The organism is Bacillus sp. BML-BC051 (genome assembly GCF_019656175.1).
Taxonomy (GTDB): Bacteria; Bacillota; Bacilli; order Bacillales; family Bacillaceae_G; genus Bacillus_A; species Bacillus_A mobilis.
This window is the reverse complement of the sequence record NZ_BPLI01000037.1, coordinates 1-5292: the sequence shown is the minus strand read 5'-3', so window position 1 is coordinate 5292 and position 5292 is coordinate 1. Positions and strand designations below refer to the sequence as shown.

At 31.8% G+C, this 5292-nt stretch carries 7 protein-coding genes; all 7 read right to left on the bottom strand.

Features of this window, described 5'->3' with window-relative positions:
* Positions 1-93: 93 nt before the first annotated feature.
* Entirely contained in the window at positions 94-435 is a 342-nt protein-coding gene (locus K5S59_RS16430; RefSeq protein ID WP_080501341.1) for a DUF2538 family protein, read from the bottom strand.
* An 18-nt stretch (positions 436-453) separates the two neighbouring features.
* Positions 454-807 carry a hypothetical protein gene (locus K5S59_RS16425; RefSeq protein WP_076868344.1) on the bottom strand — a complete coding sequence of 118 codons (354 nt, stop codon included), beginning with the start codon at positions 805-807 and terminating at the stop codon, positions 454-456.
* Between the two features lie 13 nt (positions 808-820).
* Positions 821-976: a DUF3970 family protein gene (locus K5S59_RS16420; protein WP_175556117.1), complete on the bottom strand. Its 156-nt coding sequence runs from the start codon at positions 974-976 to the stop codon at positions 821-823.
* Between the two features lie 237 nt (positions 977-1213).
* The gene (locus K5S59_RS16415) at positions 1214-1450 is read right to left on the bottom strand and encodes a hypothetical protein (RefSeq protein ID WP_076868345.1); all 237 of its coding nucleotides are present in this window, start codon (positions 1448-1450) and stop codon (positions 1214-1216) included.
* A gap of 31 nt (positions 1451-1481) precedes the next feature.
* Positions 1482-1745, bottom strand: a complete 264-nt coding sequence (locus K5S59_RS16410; RefSeq protein WP_220784068.1) for a hypothetical protein — start codon at positions 1743-1745, stop codon at positions 1482-1484.
* Between the two features lie 236 nt (positions 1746-1981).
* Entirely contained in the window at positions 1982-4522 is a 2541-nt protein-coding gene (locus K5S59_RS16405) for an ATP-dependent DNA helicase (protein WP_220784067.1), read from the bottom strand.
* Positions 4523-4697: 175 nt separating this feature from the next.
* Positions 4698-4889 (bottom strand): hypothetical protein, encoded by a 192-nt coding sequence (locus K5S59_RS16400; protein ID WP_076868343.1) that lies wholly within the window; start codon positions 4887-4889, stop codon positions 4698-4700.
* Between the last annotated feature and the right edge of the window lie 403 nt (positions 4890-5292).

Here is a 5292-nt window from a genome sequence, read left to right as displayed (position 1 = left end):
AGACTTTTTAATTATACCAATTCCCTCAAAGTTCAACCTTATACATTGTATATATTATATTTTAGTAAAAAACACTTAGTTTATTACTAAGTGTTAATTCAAACTACCACGGATTTTACAAGCTTGAACAAAAATTTCAAAGATTTCTTTACCTCTTGTAACAACAGAAGAAACATCTACTTTTTCCCCATTGAAAAGCGATTGCCCCAATAATGCCAATGATTCTGCTGAATTTGATAAGTAATCAGATTCCAATGCAATTGCCAATGGATTCGCATTTTTGTCCATTTTACTTTTAGAAATTTTATCATGAATTTGCGAATAAGCTGCGATATAAATCGCACTCTCAAATGCTGGATTTTCACCAAAAGCTAGTGAATAAAATTTCATCATATCATTATAATTTTGCTCATGAGTTGCATTTTCAAAGTACATACAAACACCCCTATTTTCTTATTTTTGTTTGCTCGATTGTTCGATTTGCTTTTTTAACTCATCATTTTCTTTTTGTAATTCCTCAATGGCATTGAACATTACCTTCAACGCTGGAATCTCAGTTGTAATTGTTTTGAATATCTCACTCTCTTTAACAATTTTCCCTGCTCGGCGATCATCCTCGCCACTTAGCCATTCGGCTTTAATACGATTTTCTCGCACCCAACGTTGTGCAATCCTACGATTTTTAGCTAGTCCAAAATTCACTAAAATATTTGAAACTGATTCTAAATCATGTGCCATGCCACTTGTTCTTTTTAAGAAAATGTCACGATTCTCTTCAATGATTTTGTGCTTATTTTTTGATGCCATAATAACAACCTCCCTATGATTTTAAACGCATTTCTATATAACATCGTATGTATTGGCTATTGCGGTTTTGGTAGAAATCAGAAATGGATAATATGTCATAATGCTTCTTCAAGTCCTCAATCATTTCCTGCATTTCTTGAGATAAACCTTGCAAACGAATTTTGATCATATTCAATTCCTCCCATAATTCCATTTTACAACAAAGTCATACAAAGTTCAACCTTAAACTTTATATTTTATTTATATATGTATCATGCAAGGCATGATGGTTGTGAGTGGTACGGTGTAGGTGTGTCTTTTTAGCTGTATAGCTGTGCTTCCCAAGCACGGCACAGTAATCCAGTGACACCCCAGCACCCCACCTCTAGCAACGCTACGCAAATTTAATGGTAAGCTTACATGTGTTTTATAATTGATTTCTATCATTCTTCAACGCTATATCTAGAATGTCAAAGACAGGCACACAGCCACGCCATGATTTCTCACAACGGAATCCTATACAATGTTTCAATCGTTGCTTCATGGTCAATTTTACGCCTAATTGCTTCTCAATTTCCGTTGCTGTTATGCCATATTCCACGATTTCATAACCATTCTTCAAAACATCTTCCTTGCGGAATCGCCCATAACGATTAGGTTTCAATTGAACCACCTCCACCATGAAAATTCATAAATTAGCGAATATCACGAACAAACTTACTAGCAACATCTACATATTTTACTCCATCTTTTGTATCAAACTTCTTTGTTTCAATTGAAATATCTAACTCAACCTCATATGTATTCCCTACTACTAATCCATCAACTTTATTACCAATACAAACTACCATACGTTTCTTAATTGCTGGTACTTCAATCAATGTATAAAGTGAAACTTTCTCTTTCTCATCAACACCTGCAACCATATACTTTTGTGTAACTGAATAACGTTCTTTCATGTTTTAAGCACCCCTTTTTTAATATAAATTTGTTAAATTATAAATACATTTTTCTTCTTGTCAAGTTTTTCTTTCTTTTTCCTTTATATAACATACAAAGTTGAACTTTATACGTTTTACATTTATTTATTTTAATTTTATTTTATTTTATCCTTTTTTTATTTTATATTTTTTTACTCAGAAAAAGACAAGGTTTCCCTTGCCTTTTATAGAAATTAATATAAGATAAAATAAATTTACTCTTGTTCTTGTTTTAACAATGTTTTTACCTTGTCATCCACTTTGTTTATCATTACAACAACATCAGTTTTTGCCCTGGTGATCGCTGTATACAATAGGTTTCTATTGAGTAATAATGTTTTGGTTGCATCCAGTAATACCAATACTTTGTCATACTCTGAACCTTGTGATTTATGAACAGTTAAGCAATGATTTGGCTCTACTCTATTAAAGAATTCATAATCTTTTAGAACAACCTCATTATTGTTTTCCGTTCTAATTGTTACGCCAAATTCATTGTAATCAATAATTTGCCCTTTTTCACCATTCACATAACGTTTATATTGGTCATTTTTGATAAATATGATATTATCAAATTGAGCATAATTAAATTTTGATTGAATTTGTTTTTTATCTTTTTGAAATAAATTGTTTATCCAGTCTTTTAACGCTACGGAGTTCGATAGAACTTGGTAGCCTCTTTTTTTATATTCAGCAATTTTTTCTTCGCTGTTTTTAAAATCCATCACTTCAAATGGAACTTTTTCTATATCTCCATTCCTCACAGAAGTTGCTACATCAATGATTCTGTCACCGCTTCGCAATACTTTTGTTAATTCATAAACACCAGCAAAATCCTTTAAATAAAAGTATGGGTGTTTTGAATGTATTGGATTGAGTTGCTTTGGATCACCTACAAACAATACTTTTGTTGTTGGTTTCAATGAAGCCAAAAATGAAGTTAACACTCTTATATCAATCAATGAGAACTCATCAATGATTACAAATGAATATGGCAATGGTTTGCTCCAGTCATTATAAAATATTGGATAATCAATCATTGAATGTTTTGCCCCACAGAGTTTGTGTATTGTGTTTATTTCCAAATTATCAACATTAATATTTTGTTCTTTCAACATGCTTCTAACTCTTTGTGTTGCTTGTGCTGTATAGCTTACAACAGCTACATCATGTTTTTCAAAGTCTATATAATCCAACAATGTTGATAGTGTATAAGTTTTTCCTGTTCCTGCATATCCAATCAAAAATGAAAATAAATCACTTGAAGTAATCCCTTGTAAGGCTTCAAATTGTTCTGTTGTCAATGAACCCTGTTTCAATGTTTTTCGCAACTTCAATTGTTTTGGTACAAAAATTTCTTTACTTCTTCTTTCAAGTTCTAACTTCAAAGCATTTTGTAACAATTCATTTTCATTTGCCTTCAATTCATCTTTTAATATTTCTCTATCTCTATTTGATAATCCCTTTTTCCTTGCTTCTTTGAAGTAATCTTTAAAACAAGAAATTGTTTTATCAATATATTGATTTGGGTGTTCATCTGCTATGCTATCAAGAATAAAATATTGAAATTCTTGAATCGTTGAAAACTTCATATAATGTTGTGGCAACACACCTTTTACAACACTCAACAATTGAAATTTCCCTTTATATGGAGTTTCGAAAGCTTCTTCCAACACAATTGAAATATTATCACTGGAAGATATAATGTTCACACGGTCTTCGCCTTCTTCTTTCAATTTCTCATAAACTTCTAAACTAGATTTTGTAATGTACTTTGATACATATCTAGCAACATATTGATGAAAATCATGTTCTTCTTCACATTTCTCTTCCAAATTTTCACTTGCTAAATTACTAATTTCAGCCATGTCATACACATGATTTCCCATGACACTTTTCAATAATTTAATTGGGATATAGAAATTAAAAAGAGAATGAATGTGTGCTGCGTCAACAGTATTGTGAAATTCAATCGTTCGAATGTACGCCATTTCTGTATTTTCCTTTGGAATTTTCGAACGATAAATCGTTCTTTCTTCTTCATTTGGATACAATTGTGTGTACATATTCATTGCAATATCAGTAAGCAAAACATGAAAATCATTCAAAAATTCTTCACGTCTTCCTTCTTTTTTAGTATCTGCATAACTCCATCCAACCCACTTTTTTCTTTGGCTTTCAACATTGTCTTTATAATATTTTTCTAATTGGTTTTTTCGGAGTTTTTTGCCCTGCTTCATTTCCAAAATTATTTTAATTTGGTCTTGAAGTCTTGCTGGACGTTGCGTTATCATTTTTGTGATTTGATAACCAATGTTACTGATTGGAACATAATTTATATTTTTCTCTTTTTTACTCAAATCTTTTCCATATAACCATCGATAATAATGTTCTTGATCATAAAGAGAATGGACATATTCATAATACTTTTTCTCTGCAATTTCTCTTGTTGAGCGTTTTCGACTTATATAACGTTTGATAAAATATTCTTTTTCTAATTCTCTTGTTTTATCAACCAAACTTCCAAATTTCTTCAAAAGATTTTTTATGTCTGAATCACCCATTGTGATTGTTGCAAAATGTTTCAAATCAAATTTTTTGGTGTACATTGCAATTTTATTTTGTACATATGTTTGTATTCTTGTTCCACAAGAATCACAATCCATTCTCTTGCATTGTGCAACAAAACCATACATCTCCTTTGTTGCTTTATCCTGTACCAAAACACTCTGTTTCCCACATTCATGCGTTTCCATCGACTCTCCCTCCCTTCTTGTTGTCTAATTGAGAATGAAAAAAAACGTACATGGCTTTTTTGCCCCGAAACCCAACGGGCTGTAAGGCTCATAGCTGTTTTCTAATTGAGAAAGTGACTTTTGTGCGGGTATTTTCGCCATTACTGTAATCAAGTTAAGGGAAAAGTCGCTCACCTCAACTTTTCATTGCAACTTTTTGTTTCTCATGGTCTACTAAATTACTTAATAAAGCATTGATCTTATCACGTTCTTCTGAATCTACTAAATCCATAATGTTTTTTATTGTATCTTCCATGTACGAGAAACGAACTACGTTTTGACGATATGTTTTATTCATTCTTGGTCTTCCTCTTTTGGCTTTCTGCATCTATCACACCTCCTTTCTATTTTTTTGTTATACAATAAATAGTTTAGCGCAAAATTGCAAAATTCCTAGTTTTTTTTGCAAAAATTTTTACTTTCATAGGGAATCCGCTTGTTCCTCGTCAAATGATAGGTAGTATTTTTGCGAAGACCATGCAAAAATCTCCACCTAAACATCATTTGACAAGTACCATTTTGGAACGCTTTTTGTCATGCACCAAGCCGACATACCAAAAAGCTCACTAATTTGTTTTCGTCTTGTTTGCCTATTGTAGCGTCCCAAAAACGCTCGGCAAAAGCAAAACCTTGCTGACTCGTCAGCAAACCACGAACCAGTACCTCTACCCAAAAAGTCTCGAAAACCCTTCTTCTATGTATTTTAACAAAGTTCAATGTTAAACTTTAGA

Excerpts from the sequence above, each read along its gene's own strand:
- K5S59_RS16400 (WP_076868343.1), bottom strand. The coding sequence starts at position 4,889 with ATGCAGAAAGCCAAAAGAGGAAGACCAAGAATGAATAAAACATATCGT.
- K5S59_RS16425 (WP_076868344.1), bottom strand. The coding sequence starts at position 807 with ATGGCATCAAAAAATAAGCACAAAATCATTGAAGAGAATCGTGACATT.
- K5S59_RS16430 (WP_080501341.1), bottom strand. The coding sequence starts at position 435 with ATGTACTTTGAAAATGCAACTCATGAGCAAAATTATAATGATATGATG.
- K5S59_RS16410 (WP_220784068.1), bottom strand. The coding sequence starts at position 1,745 with ATGAAAGAACGTTATTCAGTTACACAAAAGTATATGGTTGCAGGTGTT.
- K5S59_RS16420 (WP_175556117.1), bottom strand. The coding sequence starts at position 976 with ATGATCAAAATTCGTTTGCAAGGTTTATCTCAAGAAATGCAGGAAATG.
- K5S59_RS16405 (WP_220784067.1), bottom strand. The coding sequence starts at position 4,522 with ATGGAAACGCATGAATGTGGGAAACAGAGTGTTTTGGTACAGGATAAA.